Origin of the sequence: Paenilisteria riparia FSL S10-1204 (assembly GCF_000525995.1) — a bacterium.
Taxonomy (GTDB): Bacteria; Bacillota; Bacilli; order Lactobacillales; family Listeriaceae; genus Listeria_A; species Listeria_A riparia.
In genome coordinates this window covers 1-20,245 of record NZ_AODL01000042.1, presented here as the reverse complement: position 1 = coordinate 20,245, position 20,245 = coordinate 1, and the positions used below count along the sequence as shown (strand labels likewise).

General features: G+C 41.4%; 19 protein-coding genes and 3 pseudogenes. 12 read left to right on the top strand and 10 right to left on the bottom strand.

Annotated features, from left to right (window positions below; translation table 11 throughout):
• The first annotated feature begins 230 nt into the window (after positions 1 to 230).
• Genes PRIP_RS16530 through PRIP_RS17065 form a run of 3 tightly spaced genes read left to right on the top strand, consistent with a single transcriptional unit; the run spans position 231 to position 2,249 of the window.
• Positions 231 to 1,448, top strand: coding sequence for an immunoglobulin-like domain-containing protein (locus PRIP_RS16530; protein WP_052008989.1), 1,218 nt, complete (start codon positions 231 to 233; stop codon positions 1,446 to 1,448).
• Positions 1,449 to 1,507: 59 nt separating this feature from the next.
• Entirely contained in the window at positions 1,508 to 2,047 is a 540-nt protein-coding gene (locus PRIP_RS15575; protein WP_052008988.1) for a WxL domain-containing protein, read from the top strand.
• Between the two features lie 31 nt (positions 2,048 to 2,078).
• Positions 2,079 to 2,249 carry a WxL domain-containing protein gene (locus tag PRIP_RS17065; protein ID WP_420912131.1) on the top strand — a complete coding sequence of 57 codons (171 nt, stop codon included), beginning with the start codon at positions 2,079 to 2,081 and terminating at the stop codon, positions 2,247 to 2,249.
• 61 nt (positions 2,250 to 2,310) lie between these two features.
• On the opposite strand, the gene PRIP_RS15570 is transcribed toward PRIP_RS17065, so the two are convergent.
• The 4 genes from PRIP_RS15570 to PRIP_RS15555 are packed head-to-tail and all read right to left on the bottom strand — an operon-like array spanning position 2,311 to position 4,766.
• Positions 2,311 to 2,700: a VOC family protein gene (locus tag PRIP_RS15570; protein ID WP_036102477.1), complete on the bottom strand. Its 390-nt coding sequence runs from the start codon at positions 2,698 to 2,700 to the stop codon at positions 2,311 to 2,313.
• Positions 2,701 to 2,716: 16 nt separating this feature from the next.
• Positions 2,717 to 3,190 (bottom strand): hypothetical protein, encoded by a 474-nt coding sequence (locus PRIP_RS15565; protein WP_052008987.1) that lies wholly within the window; start codon positions 3,188 to 3,190, stop codon positions 2,717 to 2,719.
• A gap of 34 nt (positions 3,191 to 3,224) precedes the next feature.
• Positions 3,225 to 3,884, bottom strand: a complete 660-nt coding sequence (locus tag PRIP_RS15560) for a DNA alkylation repair protein (RefSeq protein ID WP_036102474.1) — start codon at positions 3,882 to 3,884, stop codon at positions 3,225 to 3,227.
• A 12-nt stretch (positions 3,885 to 3,896) separates the two neighbouring features.
• Positions 3,897 to 4,766 carry an aldo/keto reductase gene (locus PRIP_RS15555; protein WP_036102472.1) on the bottom strand — a complete coding sequence of 290 codons (870 nt, stop codon included), beginning with the start codon at positions 4,764 to 4,766 and terminating at the stop codon, positions 3,897 to 3,899.
• 463 nt (positions 4,767 to 5,229) lie between these two features.
• Here PRIP_RS15555 and PRIP_RS15550 point away from each other — a divergent pair, with 463 nt between their 5' ends.
• From PRIP_RS15550 to PRIP_RS15540, 3 genes are all read left to right on the top strand, one after another.
• Entirely contained in the window at positions 5,230 to 5,850 is a 621-nt protein-coding gene (locus PRIP_RS15550) for a DUF47 domain-containing protein (protein WP_036083158.1), read from the top strand.
• Between the two features lie 12 nt (positions 5,851 to 5,862).
• Positions 5,863 to 6,864 carry an inorganic phosphate transporter gene (locus PRIP_RS15545; protein WP_036102470.1) on the top strand — a complete coding sequence of 334 codons (1,002 nt, stop codon included), beginning with the start codon at positions 5,863 to 5,865 and terminating at the stop codon, positions 6,862 to 6,864.
• Positions 6,865 to 6,976: 112 nt separating this feature from the next.
• Positions 6,977 to 7,495, top strand: a complete 519-nt coding sequence (locus PRIP_RS15540; protein ID WP_036102467.1) for a hypothetical protein — start codon at positions 6,977 to 6,979, stop codon at positions 7,493 to 7,495.
• Between the two features lie 53 nt (positions 7,496 to 7,548).
• On the opposite strand, the gene PRIP_RS15535 is transcribed toward PRIP_RS15540, so the two are convergent.
• Entirely contained in the window at positions 7,549 to 7,983 is a 435-nt protein-coding gene (locus tag PRIP_RS15535) for a hypothetical protein (RefSeq protein ID WP_036102464.1), read from the bottom strand.
• Between the two features lie 246 nt (positions 7,984 to 8,229).
• Here PRIP_RS15535 and PRIP_RS15530 point away from each other — a divergent pair.
• From PRIP_RS15530 to PRIP_RS15520, 3 genes and pseudogenes are all read left to right on the top strand, one after another.
• A pseudogene (locus PRIP_RS15530) lies at positions 8,230 to 9,697 on the top strand (ABC transporter substrate-binding protein/permease).
• Positions 9,690 to 10,412: an amino acid ABC transporter ATP-binding protein gene (locus tag PRIP_RS15525; RefSeq protein ID WP_036102463.1), complete on the top strand. Its 723-nt coding sequence runs from the start codon at positions 9,690 to 9,692 to the stop codon at positions 10,410 to 10,412. Before PRIP_RS15530 ends, PRIP_RS15525 begins: the two are co-directional and overlap by 8 nt.
• Positions 10,413 to 10,479: 67 nt before the next feature.
• Positions 10,480 to 11,629 (top strand): annotated as a pseudogene (locus PRIP_RS15520) (pyridoxal phosphate-dependent aminotransferase).
• Between the two features lie 59 nt (positions 11,630 to 11,688).
• Here the strand turns inward: PRIP_RS15520 and PRIP_RS15515 are convergent.
• Both PRIP_RS15515 and PRIP_RS15510 read right to left on the bottom strand, forming a co-directional pair.
• Positions 11,689 to 11,994, bottom strand: coding sequence for a hypothetical protein (locus PRIP_RS15515; protein WP_036102461.1), 306 nt, complete (start codon positions 11,992 to 11,994; stop codon positions 11,689 to 11,691).
• Between the two features lie 27 nt (positions 11,995 to 12,021).
• Positions 12,022 to 12,669, bottom strand: coding sequence for an HAD family hydrolase (locus PRIP_RS15510; RefSeq protein ID WP_036102458.1), 648 nt, complete (start codon positions 12,667 to 12,669; stop codon positions 12,022 to 12,024).
• Between the two features lie 187 nt (positions 12,670 to 12,856).
• On the opposite strand from PRIP_RS15510, the pseudogene PRIP_RS15505 reads away from it, so the two are divergent.
• Both PRIP_RS15505 and PRIP_RS15500 read left to right on the top strand, forming a co-directional pair.
• Positions 12,857 to 14,145: pseudogene (locus PRIP_RS15505) on the top strand (NCS2 family permease).
• A gap of 129 nt (positions 14,146 to 14,274) precedes the next feature.
• Positions 14,275 to 14,688, top strand: coding sequence for a DUF805 domain-containing protein (locus tag PRIP_RS15500; protein ID WP_036102456.1), 414 nt, complete (start codon positions 14,275 to 14,277; stop codon positions 14,686 to 14,688).
• A 72-nt stretch (positions 14,689 to 14,760) separates the two neighbouring features.
• Here PRIP_RS15500 and PRIP_RS16525 read toward each other — a convergent pair whose 3' ends face one another.
• Positions 14,761 to 18,855 carry an Ig-like domain-containing protein gene (locus PRIP_RS16525; RefSeq protein ID WP_052008986.1) on the bottom strand — a complete coding sequence of 1,365 codons (4,095 nt, stop codon included), beginning with the start codon at positions 18,853 to 18,855 and terminating at the stop codon, positions 14,761 to 14,763.
• A 291-nt stretch (positions 18,856 to 19,146) separates the two neighbouring features.
• On the opposite strand from PRIP_RS16525, the gene PRIP_RS15490 reads away from it, so the two are divergent.
• A complete protein-coding gene (locus PRIP_RS15490) occupies positions 19,147 to 19,410 on the top strand; it encodes a hypothetical protein (RefSeq protein WP_036084083.1) in 264 nt (87 codons plus the stop codon).
• Between the two features lie 42 nt (positions 19,411 to 19,452).
• Here PRIP_RS15490 and PRIP_RS15485 read toward each other — a convergent pair whose 3' ends face one another.
• Together PRIP_RS15485 and PRIP_RS17455 are read right to left on the bottom strand one after the other, a co-directional pair.
• Positions 19,453 to 19,974 carry a type 1 glutamine amidotransferase domain-containing protein gene (locus PRIP_RS15485; protein ID WP_036102455.1) on the bottom strand — a complete coding sequence of 174 codons (522 nt, stop codon included), beginning with the start codon at positions 19,972 to 19,974 and terminating at the stop codon, positions 19,453 to 19,455.
• Between the two features lie 28 nt (positions 19,975 to 20,002).
• A partial coding sequence (locus PRIP_RS17455; protein WP_206538211.1) for a hypothetical protein occupies positions 20,003 to 20,245 on the bottom strand: 243 nt, incomplete at its 5' end.

The window sequence follows — 20,245 nt, the reverse complement described above, 5'->3', positions numbered from 1 at the left end:
CCAATTTCAAGTCAAAAATGAAGGCGGAATGGAGTCTCAAGCTTCGACTTTGCAAATCCCAATTCCCGAAGGCATGACAATGACTGGGACAGTGACGATAAAATGGCTCGCAAGTCATTGGAAATTATGATAGTGCGTCACGCATTTTAAGTATACCGCTAGACAATATTGCCAAGGATGCCACAAAAACAGTCAACGTAACTCTCGGTGGGCAAACAATAACGGACAACTTGTCTATCCAAGCAACTGTGACACATCAAGACAAAGGCTACACAGATACAACATACACAAACTATTCTAACGAAATCCAAACAAATATTATTGCAAATCATCCACCGACTATAAACGTGACAGACAGCGAACTTATTATTGGTGATACTTTCAATCCATTAGAGAATGTGACGGCAACCGATGCCGAGGATGGTGATTTAACAGAAGCAGTCACAGTGACGGAAAATAACGTTGATATGGAAGTTCCCGGAACATACTATGTTCGCTATTCTGTGACAGACAGCGACGGAAACACTGTTACAGCACAAATGAACGTTCATGTAAAATCACAGGACCCGCCAGTCATAACAGGGACTAATCCTGTGAGATTGAATCCTAATAGTGAATTTAACCCGATGTCAACGGTGAATGCAACAGACCGCGAAGATGGCGACTTAACAAATCGAATCAGGATAACAAGTAATGATGTTGCGACGACTATCCCTGGCACATACCACGTCACATATGAAGTAACAGATAGTGACCAGATGACTGCCACTTGGACACAGACAGTCGTTGTTACGGAAGCCCCCATTATTACTGGGGAAACAGCAATCACAATTAACCTTCATGACACATTTGATCCAATGGCAACAGTTCACGCAACGGATAAAGAAGATGGTGATCTCACAAACCAAATAGTCTTAACTGGAACGCTAGATTCCGACCAATCTGGAAACTATGATTTAACTTATACAGTGACAGATTCTGACGGTAATACAACAACACTAAGACAAACCGTTACCGTTTTTGACAATACCATTTTTCAATTTAACGAAGCGCCTGAAGATCTTCTTTTTGAAACAACAGAGATTCGTAGCGAAGATATCACAATTAACCGACAAAATCCAGATTGGAACATTCAAGTGAAAGATACACGCAACAATGGTTCTCCGTGGACATTGACGGCAACCGTGAATGGAGCTTTTTCAGATCAAGAAGACCCGAATGCCAAACAACTCCACAACGCAATCACTTATACAGACGATACGGAGGAAACGGTACTTTTAGATAATCAAGCTTTTGTTATTCACGAAGGTATTTCTAACCAAAATGAAATCACAACGATTCGAGCCCCCGCGAATCAAGGATTACGAATGAAAGTAAATCCGACTGGCGTAAAAGCCAATCACGATTATAAAACAAGCATCACGTGGACATTAAACGATACACCATAAATCAAGTGACTTCTTGTAGGCAACATCAAACGAGAACACTTTAAAGGAGAAAATAAAACATGAACATGAAACAAATTATCGTAGTAGGTTTAGCAACAATCTCAGCTGTCATTGTATCCATAGGTTCTGGCGCGCACGCAGCTGAGGTCGGATCAGTAACATCAGATGGCAAAGTTAAATTCACCCAACAAACGAGCGGTGACATCAATCCTTCTGTTAACCCATTAAATCCAGACCAACCACTCGATCCAGCTGAAGGTGACACACCATATCCAGGAACAGGCGGTCCGTTAAGCATTGACTACGCGTCCTCTTTTGATTTTGGCACACAAGAAATTTCTGCTGAAACAAAAACCTATCACGCAAAATTAGATAAAGTTCGCGTAGATGGTGAAGAAATCGAAGTTCCAAATAGCGTCCAAGTGACAGACAACCGTGGTAATAACGCAGGTTGGCACTTAACCGTAGCACAAAATGGCCAATTAGAAGACGAGTCAAACCGCACATTAGCTGGAGCAGAAATTGAGCTAAAAAAAAGGCACAGTTGTCACAAAAACTGGGTCCGATATCACACCCCCGGCAGCCAATCAACAAATTAAACTAAACCCTAACGGAACAGCTGCGATTGTAATGAGCGCAAATGAAGAACAAGGTATGGGTAAATGGGTCGATAAATTTGGTGCCGACAATGCCGCAGCAACCGATGCAATTACGTTAACTATCCCCGGAAAAAGCGCTAAATATGCTGATTCTGAATATGCAACAACACTAACATGGACATTGTCCGACACACCAGAATAATAAGTATACAAAGAGGCAAGAAGCTTAGATATCGATTACCTAAGTCTCTTGCCTCTTAATTTTATTCTGATTTCGCGACTAACTCCACTTTCATTCGGTCTGGGCCTTCTACAAAAACGGCATAATAATCAGGTCCACCAGCGAACGGATGACGATCTTCGTACAAAATCGGCACCCCTTGCGCTCGAAAATGCTCCGTCCAATCATCCACATCGCTTCGTGTCTCCACATGAAACGCCAAATGATTCAACCCAGTATGTCCACGGTGGTAATCTTCTTTTAAAAATCGTTCCTCTGTCTGCACAAAGACCAAGTACGTTTCGCCATATATCCAGCTAACGCCCTTCTCCCATTCCGAATAAAGCGTGTATCCCAAATCTGACAGCAACCCATCCCAAAACACACGCGCTTCCGCCAAATTCGAAACGTTCAGCTCCACATGATGTAACATCACACACCAACCTTTTCTAGTTATTCGGTACAAAAGGAAAACTAGAGTGATGGACGAACAATTTAAGCGCGCCTTCCTCATTGCGATAATAACCCATTGTATACTCTACCTTCAGCTCATCATAACTATTATAATCCGTGAAGAAATAATGCCCCATTGCAAACGCCGTATTTCCATCATGGATAACTTTAAAATTCTCAAAACGAATATTGTGCCATAGTTGCAAAGCAAAACCAACATCTTCTGCTACAACACCACTACCGGCAAAATAAGATAGCGCCTCGTCTAAATTTGTCCGAAACGGAACCACACTGGCACGCGTCGGTTTAAACAAAACATCGCGCTCACCAAAAGCATATAAAGTTGGCACAACCTCTTTTGTGTACGCTTGATAATCTTCTTGATTCCGATAACGATTTCCAATTTCAATAATGGCATTTCCCCATGCGTTTTGCGCTTCTTGAATCTCTTTTTCAGTAATAGTTGACATGTTATTTCTCCTTTGATTTTACATATTTTATCTATTAAAAATGTTTCAACGCTTCCCGACGACTAAGTGGTGCCAAATCGTGCGACTCCACAAACGCCAAGACCGCATTCGCATCAAATTTTGCATATTGTCGTAGCGCCCAACCAATGGCTTTTTGAATAAAAAATTCGTCTGAATCTAGCCATTTCTCACAGTTTGCAAAAAGACGTGCTACATCTGTCTTGTCCTTATACTTCAACTGAAACAAAATCGCCGTCCGCGCAAGCCAGATGTCCTTCCCATCAATCCATTTCTTATTATACGCTTCTATCATGTCTGGGTACAACTGCAAGTGTCCACCAACAAGCGTGCTCGCCAGCAAATCGACTGTATCCCACCAGGGTTCCGTCACAATCAACTGCTCATAAAAATCCAGCATCTCACGTGGTTGCTTCTTCACCACTTTGCTAAGCATATCAATCGCCATGTAACGAAATTCCCGTTCTGGCTGCCCGTACAATTCCCGCGCAACAGCAACCACGCCCTGCGGCTTTCCGTTCTCCGCTACAAATTCCCGATACAACACACGACGCACCGGGCTTCGCAATCCTAGAAAAACAAACTGGTTCCGCATATACTGCTCCATCGCCTGTCTCTCATCCGAATCCGCCCGTTCCTTCAAAAACTGAATCAATCGTTCCGCATAATTATTCATCCCTAGTCTCCCCTAAGAAAACATTTCCCGTTCCTTCTCCATGCTCGCCATCATAAATGCCACATCATCTGGGTCAGGCCCAACACGTTTCCCGTTCTCCAACCGACCAATTCGCTTCATATCATCCGCGTCCAACGTAAAATCAAATATTTGCGTATTCTCAAACATTCGTTTCGCGCTAATCGAGCGCAACATCGTAATCGTATCACGTTCCATATGCCATCTCAAAATCACCTGATCCACATGCACCCCATGCTTCTTCGCAATCTCACCAATCACTGGATTCTGAAACAAAGCTCCCTTCGCAAGCGGCGACCAAGCACCGTGTGCAATTCCCTGCTCCGCCAAATACGTCCGCAGTTCATTTTGAGGCAAAAATGGATGCATCTCCACCTGATCAATCGCAGGCTTCACATTGGCCTTCACAAACAAATTCGCCAAATGATGTTCCTTAAAATTAGCCACACCAATCGCGCGCACCATTTTTTCTTCATACAACCGTTCCATCGCCCGCCACGTCTCCGTGTACATTTCCGCAAGCGGCCAGTGAATCAAATACATATCCAGATAATCGACACCAAGATTGGCAAGCGTATGCTCAAATGCTTTCAAAACATTTTCATAGCCCTGATCACCATTCCAAATTTTCGAACTAATAAATAGCTCGTCACGCGCCACATCACTATCTCCTATGGCCTTTCCGACTAGTTTTTCATTATTGTATACAGCACCCGTATCAAACGAACGATACCCTACCTCCAAAGCCTTCTGTATCGCGTCAGGAACATGTTGTTGATCAGTCACCTGAAAGACACCCATACCAAAATACGGAATCATTACACCATTATTTAAACGAAAACGCGATTGAAACGAATGAACCATCGATAAAACCTCCTGCTTCTTGTAGTTTACCTATACCCGCCATGCTCTAATATCTTTAAAATACTTAAAACCAGTATACAGAAATTACATAATATTATCCACATAAATGCCGCATGAAATGTAGCTTATGCACGAAAAAATAAGATTTCACGTTATAATCTTGACACTACATGCACCATATCTGCAACACCGCAAAAAAAAAATTCATACGTCCAGCTATTTTTTAAAAACCCGCTAAAATGCAAATGTAACCGATTCCAACTAGTTTTCACCTATTTCCTACTAAAAAAAAGATACCTATTACAGCCATCCTATGTTAGTATGAATATGTGGTAAATTTCTATCCTTGTAATGATTTTTTTAAGTATATTTTCTGTAAAGATTCGCTCACTAACAACAACGAAAAAGTGAGCCCTATTATACTGGGAAAAAATCACACAAAAAAGATCGGGGGAATTATGAAATGGCTTTTAAAAATAAGAAAGACCGTTTTGCTTCATTATTACATGATATGGCAGTAAATCTACGTGAGGGCGCTAACTATTTCGCTTCTTACAACATTGAAACTGGGGAAGATTTACATACTTTTTCAGAAAAAATGAAAGAATATGAAACACATGGTGATTCGCTAGTCCACAAAATGATTTTAGAACTTAACGATGCCTTTATCACGCCAATCGAGCGCGAAGACATGTTAGAACTAACAAACCGATTAGACGACGTAATGGACGGCTTCGAACAAGTTGCCTTCACATTCGAAATTTGTCATATCAAACGCTTTGACGACTACATGCAGAAATTCATCGATGCCATTGAAGCAAGCACAGTAGAAATCGAAAAAGCAGTAGACCTAGTTTTTGATAAGAAACTAAAAGACGTACGCACATTAGCTATTAAAATAAAGAATTACGAATCAATCTGTGACGAAGTATACCGCGAGTCCTTGATTCAACTTTTCCAAAATGAAGAAAATCCTATCCGCTTAATTCGGATGAAAGAAGTTTATGAAAATCTTGAAGAAATCGCAGACAGTTGCCAAAGTGTAGCCAATACACTAGAGTCAATTGTTATGAAAAACGCGTAAGGGGCCGGCTAAATGGAAGGTATGTTATTTATTACGGTTGTCATCGTTCTCGCTGCATTAGCATTTGATCTTATCAACGGATTCCATGATACCGCTAATGCTATCGCAACGAGTGTATCCACAAAAGCATTAAAACCTAAACATGCAATTATTTTAGCAGCAGTGATGAACTTTGTCGGTGCAATTTCCTTCACGGGCGTTGCCAAGACAATTACGAAAGACATTGTCGATCCGTTCTCACTACCACATGGTGATCTTGTTATTTTAGCAGCACTTATATCCGCAATTACTTGGAACTTAGTGACGTGGTACTTTGGTATCCCAAGTAGTTCCTCACACGCCTTAATCGGTTCTATTGCCGGTGGTGCCATTGCCGCAGCTGGATTCGGCGCACTGGAATATAAAGGTTTTCTAACTATTGTTATCGGACTTATCGCATCGCCATTCATCGCGTTTGCTGTCGGTTATTTGATTTACAGCATCTTCAAAATCTTTTTAAAGAACCTGAACTTGTCGTCCACAAACCGTCGTTTCCGCTATATTCAAGTTGGCACAGCCGCGCTTCAATCCTACACACATGGTACGAATGATGCGCAGAAATCAATGGGTATTATTACATTAGCCTTGATTGCAAATGGCTTCCAACATACAGATGACGTACAATTATGGGTCCAAGTATCCTGTGCGATTGCCATGGCAGTCGGTACATCTATTGGTGGTTGGAAAATCATCAAGACAGTCGGCGGTAAAATCATGAAAATCAAACCCGTTAGTGGTGTAGCAGCAGATTTAAGTTCTGTTATTATCATCTTCGGCGCGACATTCATTCATTTACCAGTCAGCACAACACACGTTATCAGTTCTTCCATCCTTGGTGTTGGAACAGCTCACCGCGTGAAAGGCGTTAAATGGGACACGGCGCAACGCATGATTACAACTTGGGTCATCACATTGCCAATCTCAGCAGCAATTGCCGCAGCCATTTATTTCGTCTTGAAATTATTTTTAGCATAAAATATAACTCGCTTTCTCGATTTTTTCGGAAGAGCGAGTTTTTTGATGTTTTTAGCAGAAATAAAAGGGAAAAGAACCATATACAACATTTACGTCAGGAGATGAATTAATAATGCCTAGTTTCCACTTTCAAAAACCCCTAGTCCTACGGAAAAGCAACCCGATTGAAGTGAAGAATGAAAACGAAGAAATTATTGGGCGCATTGAAAAAATTTCGTCACGTATCTCATTTCAAAACAATCAGCCTCTATACAGCTACTCCAATGAAGTGACCCATCAAGAACTAGCAACACTAACTATCGAAATCGGCTGGCTCGGCGAAGACGGTTCATCTGTTGTGTATCATAACTCCGACCCCAATTACGATGTTTCCTTTAAAGAAGTACCAAATAGCAAGCATAGCCTGCACATCAAAGGTGTCCACGAACAACATCGCATCGACATCATTCAAACCGAAGAAAAAGGACTGATTAAAATCCTGCTAGATCACGCGGACATCGCCCACATCGGCATCGATAAATCACTATCTGGCAGTGCCGTCATGATTGAATACACCGAAACACCAACACTGCCACCTGCCTTCTTTTTGCTGTCATTCTTTATTATTCGATTAATAAAAGAGGAATTTTAACGTAGAAAGCCAAATATACAGCCCTATGAACGGGTATATATTTGGCTTTATTTTTACATTTCGTCTTCCATACTTTTCATTACCTTGTCTAGCAGAACATCTGAATGTCGCCCTAGAATTTCCGGATTATTATGTACTTGAATAAAACCCTCTATTCCTAAATTAGCAAACTCTATCTCATGTTCCGGTGAAAACAGCCCGCCAATCCCCTCTTCCAACACTTGAAAAAGATCATCCAATTGGCGTAACGGCCGGACATCTGGCTCATCTTCCAATCGTTTCTGAAATGCCTTTAACTCTCTATCCACAAGCTCATTCACCCGACTTCGATCCCTTCTTTGTAACATCGGTTCATCCGTTTGCGCATCATAAGCCGCTCTACTTTTACTAACAAAAAACTCCATACATAAAATAGTTCCGTCGAATACACCTTTAGCATCGTTCAGAAATTCAGCTTCCTGTATTACAAGTTCGTATTCTTTCTCCATTCGTACCACACCTTTTTGCTTAGATTTCTACTCTGCTACATTGTAACATCTAATCGCTTACTCCGTCACCAGAAAGCGAGGCGTACAGCAATCCCAATTTTTATTAAAAACACTATTGCATAATTACTCAAATTAATGTATTATTATATCTATCGAAAGAAGTTATTAATTCTATGTTCATCTTTGTATTTATACATGAAAATGCATAAAACACCAAGATGATATACATTGCAAAGGAGTGTATACATGTTTAAAGGGCAGTTTTATCTTAAGTTAACCGCTATATTTTTTATATTCATGATTCTATTTGCTAGTTTTTCTCCCGTTTTGGCTGCAGAAAAAGATACATCGCTAGCAGATATACAAAAAAGAGGCAAACTCGTGGTGGGTCTTTCCGCTGACTATCCGCCGTATGAGTTCCACAAAACAATTAAAGGCAAAGACACATATGTTGGTTTTGATATTAGTATTGCGAAAAAGATTGCCAAAGATATGGGCGTTGATTTAAGTATCAGCGAAATGGACTTCGACAGCCTACTACCAGCTTTGAAAACTAATAAAATTGATGTAATTATCTCAGGAATGTCTCCAACACCTGAGCGTTTAAAAGAAGTAGATTTTTCTGATCCATACATGACTGTTCAGCAAAAAGTGGTTATCAGAAAAGAAGATAAAGATAAATTTCAATCTACAACTGATTTTCATGGTGCAAAAGTGGGCGCACAGAAACAATCAACACAAGAAGCTCTAGCACAAGATGAACTTACAGGTGCTACTGTAAAATCATTATCCAAAGTAACAACCTTAATGTTAGAGCTACAACAAAAAAAAACTGGATGCGGTTGTTCTAGAAGGTCCAGTTGCTGACGCCTACATCACACAATATAATGATTTAATGATTTCTGATGTGAATTTTGTAAATGGTACGAAACAAACTGCAATTGCTATGAATAAAGGAACGACTTCTCTACAAAAAAGTATTAACACATCTTTAAAAGAAATTAAAGATAAAGGACTTTTAAAGCAATACCAAGAAGAAGCAAGTAAAGCAATGTTCAAAGAGGGGAATTTCTTTACTCAATATGGCTCTTATTATTTAAAAGGGGCGCTATATACAATTGGTATCGCAGCAATTGGCGTATTTTTTGGAGCCATTATCGGCGCTCTAGTTGCTCTTATGAAATTATCTCCAACAAGATGGCTACGTTGGCCCGCTAACTGCTATATCGAATTTCTACGTGGAACACCGCTCCTCGTTCAAATTTTCTTAGTTTACTTCGGTACCACTGCTATCTTCGCAGGGTTAAACCTACCAGCAATTGTTGCTGGGTGCATTGCCCTATCACTAAACAGTGCTGCTTATGTAGCCGAAATTATCCGTGCTGGAATAATGGCAGTCGATAAAGGACAAGAAGAAGCCGCGCGTAGCCTAGGTATGACTAAATCTGCAAGTATGCGTTATATCATTCTTCCACAAGCCATAAAGAATATTTTACCAGCTCTCGGTAATGAATTTATTACTGTTATTAAAGAATCATCCATGGTATCGATTATCGGTATAGGTGAATTGATGTTTATGTCTGGCGTCGTTGCTGGAGCAAGTCTAAATGCCTTCCTTCCATATGCAATTGCCGCAGTCATCTACTTCATCCTAACATTCGGTCTATCAAGACTCCTAGGTGTAGCTGAAAGGAGAATGAGAACAAGTGATTAAAGTAAACCAACTACAAAAACATTTCGATAAATTAGAAGTATTAAAAGGAATCGATATTGAGGTCGCACAAGGCGAAGTGGTCGTAGTCATCGGCCCCTCAGGATCAGGAAAAAGCACATTCTTACGCTGTCTCAACCTACTCGAACAGCCAACTGGTGGCGTCATCGAATTCGAAGGCACTAACCTCACAGATAAAAACGTCAACATTAACGAATTGCGCCAACGCATGGGCATGGTTTTCCAAAGCTTCAACCTGTTTCCACATAAAACCGTGCTTGAAAACCTAACATTGGCACCGCTAAAAGTCAAAGGCGAAACCGCAGAATCCTCGAAAAAACACGCCTTGGAATTGCTGGACAAAGTAGGACTTGCTGACAAAGCAGGCAGCTACCCTTCTTCCCTATCCGGAGGGCAAAAGCAACGTGTTGCAATCGCTCGTGCCCTGGCAATGAATCCCGATGTGATGCTTTTTGACGAACCAACGTCTGCGCTTGATCCAGAAATGGTTGGCGAAGTACTTCAAGTAATGAAGAGCCTGGCCAAAGAAGGCATGACAATGGTTGTTGTAACACATGAAATGGGCTTTGCCAAAGAAGTAGCAGATCGCGTCATCTTTATGGACGGCGGCTACATCCAAGAAGAAGGCACACCAGAACAAATTTTTTCACACCCACAAAACGAACGAACACAAAGTTTTCTCGGAAAAGTGTTATAATAAACAAAAAGTGGAATGCAAACATACGCGCATTCCACTTTTATCTACATATGGAGGTTTTAAAAAAATGAACGTATCTAATTTAGCAAAAAAATACCAACAAGCTCCCGTCAATATTCTGTCTCAAATCACGACTATCGCGAAAACAACGCCAAATCTCATCGACTTCTCAATTGGCGATCCAGACTTAATTACCGACCAAGCCATCATCGAAGCCGCATTCGTTGATGTACGCGGTGGGCAAACGAAATACACCGAAGCATCTGGTGACGTCGAGCTTTTAGAAGCAATCGCTCATTATTACAAACGAACATACGATTTAGCATTTGAAACACACGAAATTCGCGCCACAGTTGGTGCATGTCACGGTATGTATTTAGCGTTGCAAGCCATCATTGACCCAGGCGAAGAAGTAATCATTCACGAACCATACTTCACGCCATATAAAGATCAAGTTTTAGCAGCTGGCGGTGTGCCCGTTTTCATTCCAACCTATGAAAAAGACGATTTTGCAATCAATCTGGATATTTTAGCAGCAGCCATCACGGACAAAACCCAAGCTTTGATTCTAAATTCACCAAACAACCCAACAGGCGCCGTTTTCTCAAAAGAAGTCTTCCAAAAAATTGCCGAACTAGCCGAAAAACAACAATTTTTATATCCTATCCGACGAAGTATACGATGGCTTCAGCTTCCAAGAAAAATTCACCCCAATGGCCACATTCGCGCCAAAACACACCATCACACTCGGCAGCCTCTCGAAGAACTTCGCGATGACAGGCTGGCGCATCGGCTACATGATTGCTGAAAACTACATCATCGAAACGGTCAAATCCATCAACGAAGGCATCACCTTCTCCGCCCCGACACCGTCACAGAGAGCCGCGATACACGCTCTAAATGGCGCTGAAGGATTCATACCTACCGTCACAAAAATCTTCCAAGAACGGCTCGAATACGTCGACAAACGTGTCTCCGAAATCCCGTACTTGTCCATGCGTCCTGCCAAAGGAACCATCTACGCCTTCATAAACATCAGTGGCTCCGGCATGACCTCCGTCCCGTTCTGCGAATACGTCCTGAAAGAAACACAAGTCCTGCTAATTCCAGGCCTTGCGTTTGGAGATACCGGCGATAATTACGTTCGGCTAGCTGCGACGCAGAGCTTGGATGTGTTGGAAGAGGCTTTTGATCGGTTGGCTAGTCTTTCATTCTAACAAATAAAGGCTAGGAGCAGTCTCATATGTGGACGTTTCCTAGCCTTTACTAAATTCAACTAACCAATACTCGGCGCCATCGACACTTGCCAATTCGTCACCGTCTGCAATCTTTCTTCCTCAGTCAACACATTAAATCCAATAATCTGATCCACTGAAACCGTCAGTCCTTTTGAAAAACGATTCACACGAGAAGCAGACACACAGTTAATATACACGTCTTTTAACTTCACAACACTGTGCGGTATTTCATCTGGAATATCCGTGATGCCAATAATATAGCCAATTGCCGTCACAAGCAGCACCGGTTCCCCATGTTTCATTTGCTCAAATAACTCGACTTCTTTTATCGTATTTTCAATCATCGTCATCGCTCCTTCTCATTTCCTTCTTTACTTACCCGCTAAAAAGGCATCTAAATCCACATCTGCAAATGAATCATACACCGTAACGCCTTCCGGGAAAACAATGCCCTTCGTTACTTCATTTTTTATCGCAATCGTATGAAGTCCCGCGCCAATTGCTGACAACGAGCCGTTCCGCGAATCTTCCACGGCCACCGCTTCTTCCGGTTTCACACCAAGAGCCTCTACAGCTTGACGATAAAGCGCAGGATCAGGTTTAATAACCTCCACATCATCCGCCGTCTGAATCGTTTCAAAATCAGCTAAAATCCCGAACTTCTCCAAAATCGGTTCCACCCAAGCACGCGCAGAACTCGTTGCCAGACCAATTTTGTACCCATTGTCTTTGGCGTACTGATACACGCGCATAAACCCGTCACGCATCTCCAGCTTATCGCGACCATTATGAACAGCCACATCTATGTACTTTTGAAAAGCCGCTGCGTCAAATTTTCCATTCGTCGCCTCCGCCATATAAAGAAGTAACGGCTCATCCGAACTGCCAACAACCTTCTCGTATACCTCCATTGGCAAATTCAACCCGTACTCCGCTCGCAAATATTTCTGCGTCTCATCAAACCAAACCGCTTCCGTGTCAATCATCGTACCATCGAAATCAAAAACAAATGCCTTCATGATTCTCCTCCAACTCGCTTATTTCAACACCTTCATTATACCACATCCGACCCATTCATCCTTAAAAGATTCATTTTCTCCAAATTAAGCTTGCAATTTAGTTAAAAAACGAATATTATTGTAATTGTGGTTTTAAACGTTCGTAATCAGACGTTATAAACGTCTTTATTTTAAAGGGAGTGGAATTATGTTTCAACTAAAAGCAAATGGCACAGACGTAAAAACCGAAGTTATCTCAGGATTTACAACCTTCTTAACCATGGTTTACATTATTGTCGTCAACCCAGCAATCCTTTCAGCAGCTGGCGTACCATTTAACACCGTCTTTATGGCAACCATTATCTCAGCGGTCATCGGAACACTCTGGATGGCACTATTCGCCAACTACCCAATCGCCATCGCACCGGGACTCGGCATGAACGCCTATTTCGTCACCGTAGTCACAACGCAAAAACTAGACTACACAACGGCATTCACCGCTGTTTTCGTGGCCGGTATTATTTTCTTGCTACTATCATTAACCCTTTCCGGGAAAAATTAATCACAGCCATTCCGCACACATTAAAAGCAGGAATCACAGCGGGCATCGGTCTTTTCATTGCCTTTCTTGGTTTCCGAATGACTGGCATCATCGTTAAAAGCGACTCCAACCTAGTCGGACTTGGCGACTTACATTCTCCAGAAGCATTACTTGCCATCGCCGGCTTACTTATCACACTTATTTTCCTAGCATTAAACGTCAAAGGCGCACTTTTCATCGGTATGATTGCCACAGGAATTATCGCCTTCTTCACCGGCGAGTTAAAATTCAACGGCTTTGTCAAAATGCCATCCATGCCTGACCTAGTTATCACAAACCCAATTCACGCATTTGGCGATGTAGTCACGTACAGCCTTTATGGCGTGGTTCTCTCGTTCCTACTCATCACTATTTTTGATACAACAGGAACCATGATTGGTGTCGCAAAACGCGCAGGTTTAATGAAGGGAGAAAGCTTACCAAATGCCAAACATGCACTACTAGCCGATGCGGTAGCAACAAGTGTCGGTTCCATGCTCGGTACAACACCAACAAGTGCCTACATCGAATCTTCAGCAGGTGTTGCAACAGGCGGACGTACAGGTTTAACAACATTAACAGTTGCCGGATTATTCATCGTTTCAGCCTTCTTCGCCCCATTGGTGGGTGCCGTATCAGGTATTTCCGCAATCACTGCACCAGCACTTATTGTAGTTGGTAGCATGATGATTGGTGCAGTAAAAGAAATCGATTGGGACACGTTGGACGAAGCATTCCCAGCCTTCCTTGTTATTCTAGTGATGCCATTAACATCAAGTATCGCCATTGGTCTAGCATTCGGTTTCATCTCTTACCCAATTTTGAAAGTATTCACCGGAAAATGGCGCGAACTCAACTGGTTCCTTATTGTTATCGCGATTCTATTCTTCATCCTGGTCGCTTTCTTACCACATTAATACAAGATTCGGCTATCCATCATTTCTGGGTAGCCTTTTTGATAGCAAAAATTATTCACAAATTTGACAAATTTCCCTCCTCAATTTATGATATACTGAAAAAGTACTATAAACAGGGAGGCTTTCATTGTGGGATTTTCAGAAGCATACAAATCATTTTGGCGTAATTATGTGAATTTCAAAGATCGCGCGCCACGTTCAGCATACTGGTACATCGTTTTGTGGAACGCCATTATTGTCGCACTATTTCATATTTTTATTTTGATTTTATTTTTTACAACAGTATCATTTACGGGTAAGGATTTAGATTTATTCTTTTATTTTACCGTTGTTCCAATTTTGTTTGTATTACTCTTAATGGGGCTATACGGTCTAGCTTGTTTTATACCAACGCTCAGCCTAATGGTCCGCCGTTTACGCGATTCCAACAAGAACCCGTGGTTTATTTTACTTGTTTTAATACCAATCGTTGGTGGCATCATTTTACTTGTCTTCATGTGTTTACCAAGTGAAGATTCAGCTCGCACAAGTCACGATTTTTAATCATAGAAATAGCAACCTGACTATTCGTTGGAATCAGGTTGCTATTTTCATACCAAGATTATTTTTTTCTAGCTACTTTACTTTTAAATCATCGCGCATCGGTATTTTTGTAGAAATGTACTCATGATACGCTTTCCCCATATCTGGATGAAGAAGGCCATTCCATGTATTAAAATCTGATGTTTTTGGATAATTATAATTAGCTGGCCAATTGTCTGCTCTTAGAATGCCGTCAACCGTATCATCTCGTGTATTACCTGCTAAATAGGAGTTTTTAGGTAAGAAACCAATATCATCGGCAAAAGCAATCTTCATATTTGCTCTTCTATTAGAAGGTATATTTTGATAGTTGATATACCGATTATCGATGAAGACCCCGTTCTTCGTATTTGCTGTTCGAGTCGCATAATTTAGCTCCATTCCGATTGCATAAAAGTCTTCCCATCTTTTCCAATCCATCGTATTATTTGCTATTAACCAATTGGAAAGTTCTGCTACAGGTGTATACGTGTCTCCCAATCCATATTCTGTATTTCCATACATAATAACGCCTGTATTTCGGAAATAATTATTCATAATAAGAATGTTCCTTCCAGATTTAAACTTTATTCCACCTGGAGGGCCGTTATGGAATCCACGAACATGATTGCCTACAAAATCGATGTTTTGCGAACCTCTCAGATAGATAGCGTGGTCTTGCCCTACACCATGTTTATCTACATTATCTGAGTTTGAGTAGAAGAAGTTTTTATTTATTTTCGCATCTTTCAGCGTGTTATACGAATTAATTCCAGTACTTATATAATTATGCTCATCTTCTTCTACATCTATTTTCTTAGCTTCGACTAGTGTTTGTAATTTTGTTATCGTTGGTTTTGTTTCTTCTGTACTTACACTTCTTATACCAGATAGCTCACTAATTTTAAGCCCTATGATATTGCCTTCTATCTGTGTGTTTTGCATGTGTCTATACGTCCCGCTTGTTGCAAAGCCACTAACATATATCGTCGTATTTCCAAGACCTGGTTGCGCGTGTTTAGCGTCTCTCATGAAAACATTCGACTTTATCATCGCATTATCGCTCGCATACAGGATGATGTTAAAGCCTGGATTAGGATTATAGAAAATATTATTGGTTATGGAAATATTGGTAGCCACTCGTGCCGATATACTAATACCGTCGAGTAAAAGATTATTTATACGTATATTCCTTTTCTCACTATACTCGGTCGCATGGAAGGATACACCGCTACCCGACGTATTCTTAAGCACTGTCCCTTGTGTCAAATCGCCTTTAAGTTTCATATTGGTGAGCATTCGAATAGAGCTATTAATAACATAGTTTCCTGCTGGTATAAATACTTGCTTATTGGCAGCTGATGCTTGGTTAATGATATTTTGCAGTTTAGTCGACTGGTCAAGCATACTAGTAGCATCGAGGGCATTTGCACCAAAGTCCGCGACACTGGTTGCATCCAAATCACCGGCCTCTTGATTGGTATTATTAGATACGGTTGTTTCCATGACTTCTACAGGACCATTACTTTGGCTCACGCGTAATTTCACGCCTGCTGCTTGTTTGGGAATGGCTATCGCATACAGTCCATTAGTGCCAACTTTTCCTGTTCCTAATACTTGATTATCAGCTTCCACAGTCATTGTGGCCCCTACAACACCTGTTCCGTTAATCTCTGTACTAGTTGTTGTCACCGTATTTATACTCAATCCTGTAATCACGGTTACTAGGTGAGGAACACTTATATCGCCATCCTTACGTTGTTCTATGCTTAGTTTCGTGCTCTCCGGTTGCTTAGGGATAGTCACTTGATACGTACCGTCTGTCTTTACTGTAGATGTGCCAATTTCTTGCTCGCTGACTTTCACGGAAATAGTGGCACCAGCCGTCCCTTTACCCACTATTTCTGTATGGTTATGTGTAATAGGCGACACAGTTGGTTCCTCCAACCCTTTTGTTACCGTTATAGGCTGACTAGGACTGTTATCGTTCCCAGCTATTTGCGAGACAAGTAACGTCGTATTCGCTGGCTGTCTTGGAATCGTTACTTTATACTTCCCATTCACTCCCGTGGTCCCTCTTCCAATTTCTGTCGCTCCCACTTTGACTGCTATTGTCTTCTGTGGGGCTCCTATCCCTTCAACACTTGTGTGGAAAGCTGTCACTTGGTTTACTTGTGGTGCGTCTAGTCCTTTGATAACAGATAAATCGATACTTTCTAGCTCGGAATAGGAACTAGCAATCGATACCAGTGTTAGTTTACTGCCGGGGACCTGCTTGGGAATACTCACCACGAAAGAGCCGCTTCCTATTGCTCTTGTGGTAGCTATCTCTTGATTCGCTTCGTTGTAAACCTTTATTGTTGCGAATCCTCTACGGGCTATTCCTCTGATACTTACTTCATTGGAGGTAATGACAGTCGGTGAAGAAATAGTGACTGGTACTATCGTGTTTCTGTTGCTACTTGTATCCCCATCTTTACGTTGTACGACAGACAATGTTGTACCTACGGCTTGCTTTGGTATGGCTATGGAATAACTTCCTGTTTCGGATACTTGGCCTCGGCCTATTTCTTTACTATCGACACTTACGATGACAGTCGCACCTGCTTCTCCTGTTCCACCAATCCTAGAATCATTGTAGGTGTATAGTCGATTAATGTCTGGCGCATCGAGTCCCTTAGCGACGGTGACTTCCGTTGCTGAACTGACCACGCCATTTCGCTCTTGGTGTACCGATAACTTAGTGCCTACCGCTTGTTTTGCTATAGCGATGGTATAGCTACCGTTACTAGCCACTTTACCTGTGCCGATTTCCTTCGTTCCTACTTTTACGAATACATCGGCACCGGCTAGCCCTGTCCCACTCACCTCGGTGCTATTGTGGGTGACACGTAAAGTAGTTGGTTCGTCTATTGCTCTGGATACAATCTGACTGGCTTCACCATTTCGCTCGCCATTGGCAGTAAATGTTTTAACAATAAGGCTATTTCCAGCCATTTGTAGTTCTGGTACGCCACTCACATAGATTCTAAATGTACCGTCTGCATACACTTGCCCATTGCGTAATAATTTTCCTGTTTTATCATAGACACTTACTCGAGCCGCCTTATTGGTTACGCTTCCAGTAAGATATGTTTGCCCTGCTCGGTAGAGGTTTATCAATGGAGCTGGTATGCTTTTGACACTGCTTGTTGCAACTTCACTATACCGATTATTAACATCTTGCGCCACAACTTCGAATGTCGATGCTGATTGCTTTAGTTCTACTATATCATTGGCGTAAATACGGTAGCTACCGTCTGGGGCTATGGTTCCACCTCGCAAAGCTCTTCCATTTACTCGCAGAAAAACCCTAACCGCGCGCTCAGATACATTTCCTGTAATGTACGTATCATTTACATAGTACGCTTTAACAGTTGGAGCTGCTGCCAAAATTTCTGCTTCTATCATTCCCTGCGTCGCGTCACTTATAACGCCGCTTGCTGTGACAGCCTTCACTGTAAATGAATCACCAGCGATTTGAAGCGCAGGCAAGTCATTGGCTGTAATTTTAAAAGTACCGTCGGCTTCCATTTGTCCATTTCGTAATAGTATGCCTGTTTTACTGTATAGCGATATTCTGCTAGTTCCGTCTGCTACCGTTCCTGTTATATATTTTTGCCCAACGCTATAGTCATCCAATGTCGGTGCCTTGAACTCTTTTACAGTGCTGGTTACTGTCTCACTGTATGCACCATTTTCATGTTGAGCTGTCACTTCTAGTATGGTTCCTGGTGTTTTGAATGCAGCTATATCATTGGCATATATTCTAAAGCTATGATCTTGCGCTACATCCACTATTCGAATTAACTTGCCTGCGATACTTAACCTTACTTTTGCGGCATCTGGTGCTATTCCACGAAGATATGTTGCTCCGATATAGTGGGTACTAATTGTTGGTTTCTCCATGCCTTTGGACACATTAGCAATCCCATTTCCTATAAGTGGTGCGTTGCGTGTCGTCAATTGGTTCTTACTTGTTTTCGAAAACGTCGGGACATCTTCCAAACTATCAGATGCTGCCTTAACTTCAACATCACTAAATGGAATCATACCACTAACAAGTAATCCGATGACGCCCTTTTGAATAACTGTACTTTTCTTTTTCATCGTTACCTCCTAATTTTTTAGTTGATTATTAATCAAGCACTGCACAAACATCATGAATAGAGCAGAGAAGAAGTATGTTCTTTAATCAGTATAGCTTTACGTTCATACACTTGTCTGTAGATAATCCATGAATTTTATATCCTCCCAAAAGAGCTTAATGCGATGCTAAATCCCTAAAAATCATAATGTAAGCGTTATCTAAAAAAAGAACATATCCATTTTATTAGACATACAACTAACAAATCTGCTATAAATGTAAGTGATAGTTGAAAATAGAAATGAGTGAGCCATTTGTGGAAAGCATTTTTTAGTGGGGTTGGGATTGCCGCGTTAGTTATTATTTTTAGTTTAGTCACTACTGGGTACAGCATGTCATCGCTATTTTCTTTTGTATTGATGGTCTTGATTTTTGCGTCGATTATTTGCTCAGCACTTGTATCCATAGGTAGATCGCAAAATCCAAATCGAAAAGTACAATTGCGCTGGAGTATTTTACTTGCTGTAGCAGCGATTCCATCGTTTATTGGTTTCGTTATTAGCTACTACTTCACATGAAAAAACCGGAAAATCGTCATGAAACACGATTCTCCGGTTTTTTTAATTTTTGAAAGCTTCGATGAAAGCTGGTACATATTCAGGTAAGTCTGGTGGGCGTCGGCTAGATATGATATGGCCGTCTGTAACAACCGCTTCATCATGCCAAATTGCTCCTGCATTCGTCATATCATCTTTGATTCCAGGTGTACTTGTAACATTCACACCATTGAGAATTCCTGCTGAAATTAGCACCCAACCTGCGTGGCAAATTTGACCGATTGGTTTCTTTTGCTCATCGAAATAACGGACAAATTCAATCACTTTATCAAAACGGCGTAACTTATCTGGCGACCAACCACCAGGAACAAGAATGCCATCGTAATCCTCGACTTTAATATCTTCAAAACTGTAATCGCTTGTTGCTGGAACCACGTATTTCCCGTGATATACCTTGTTTGCTTCTTCCCCTACTAAATGGACTTGCGCTCCTGCTTCTTGTACCCGTAAAACAGGATACCAAAGCTCCAAGTCTTCGAAATCATCGCTGATTAGAGCGATAATTTTTTTGCCTTGTAGTGTCATTTTATTTCCTCCTTTGATATTGCTTGGTTTAAGTATAGCAATTTGGAATGGGGGAGAGGTAGGGATTTGCTTGTGAGGGCTTCTCTTTCAGATGGAGACTTCGAAAACATTGCTTCTTTTTATGGATTAACCCATCGCTTCGCTCACGCTTATATTGGGAGCGTAACTCACTTTGTTCGAACGCTTCTAAAAAACATTCACTATGACATGGTGGAGAGCGATAGGCTATGGCTTCTCTTTCAGATGGAGACTTCGAAAACATTGCCTCTTT